This window comes from Pseudomonas quercus, from assembly GCF_012033695.1.
GTDB classification, from domain to species: Bacteria; Pseudomonadota; Gammaproteobacteria; order Pseudomonadales; family Pseudomonadaceae; genus Aquipseudomonas; species Aquipseudomonas quercus.
Map to the genome: position 1 here is coordinate 1 of NZ_JAAVJI010000044.1, position 1389 is coordinate 1389.

Annotated in this window: 1 protein-coding gene; it reads right to left on the reverse strand. The window is 61.1% G+C overall.

Annotated elements, in window-relative coordinates:
* The coding region (locus HBH25_RS22945) for a tyrosine-type recombinase/integrase (RefSeq protein WP_246231507.1) at positions 1-1389 on the reverse strand (1389 nt) is incomplete at both ends.

A 1389-nucleotide genomic window follows, 5' to 3' on the forward strand; every position in this document is an offset into this window, starting at 1 on the left:
ATCTTTTCCTGATCACCCTCGACAATGGCGCGCTCGTCTGCAGTCAGCGGCACTTCTTCCAGGTAGCGGCGGACCGACGCCTTGCTCTCCAGGGCCTGGCCCTGTGCGCTGGCTTTGGGCAGGTTGAAATCACAGCCGATGCAGGTCATGCGGTGCGCGCAGGTGCTCCAGAACGGATTGGTGCAGTACGAATTGCCCAGGTCGTAGTAGAGGTACGGATCATTGCTTTGCCGCGCGATGACGTCATGGTCGACCAGCAGCGAAATCATGTGGGCCATCTGGTCGGCCTTGACGAAGGCGGCGGCCAACTGCGTCGGACGGATGCGCAGGTAATGCAGGGTCGAGGTCGGCGAGCTATGCCCCGACCACTGCATCAGTTCCACCAGGGACATGCCTCGCGGCACACTGGCCAACGCGGTTACTGCACTGGCGCGGCCACGATGACTGGTAATGCGGCCTCGGCTGTCGGAGAGCGGAACACCGGCCTTGGCGCAGAGCATAGGGATGATGGTGTCGTTGATTACACTTGTACCCAGGCGCTTGCCGCGGTATTGGAACAGGTAGCGGACCTTCTCGCCGGTACGCTCATCCCACAACGCAGCCTGCTCACTGGGCCGCTGTTGAAACCAGGCATCGATCCTGTCCTTGACCACTGCGGCCACGGGTTTGACATAAGCCTTGAAGGTCTTGCTTGGGGGGACCTGCAAGTAGCACAGGGTGCCGGCAGGCACGGTCTGCCCTTCCTCGACCACGTCCTGTGTCTGTGCTTGCGCGCAGTCGATGGACAGCCGAGCGATTTCGTTCTTGCGCAGCCCGGCATGGGTCCAGAGCACAGCCATGGCCTGGATCATGGCCAACGGATAATGAATCTCGCACAGCAGGTCCGCACGGGTCAGGTTCAGGCTGGCCCAGACCAGCTTCAGCCAGATGGCATCGTCGATCACCCGAGGGTTGACGCCGCTGGCGAACGAGACCGTCCGGGGCGTAGCCAGGTGATGCCGTGGCCGGAACTGCAAACGCCCCCAGCCCCACAGCTCGACATCAATGAAGAACCGCCGCATGCAGTGCAGAAAATTGTGCTTGGAATTGGTGCGAATGGGCTGGCCATAGCGTGCTGCGCCTTTGCTGGGTGCCGAATCCAGGCTCCAGTCGCCTACACACAGTTGATCGACGGCGGCAATGAAGTCGGCACAGGTCGACATCTGCCAGGTTTCAGGCGTGCGCACCTCTGGGTGAGTTTGAGCCAGCCACAGGCCCGTGCGCAGGATCAGGCTATAGGTGGATTCCTTGGTCCTGGGCCTTAGAGTGGAGGTGTCACGCCAACGCTTACACCAATGCACCCATTCGGGATCAATCCCTTGGGTACTCTTTTCGCGCCAACCGACGTAA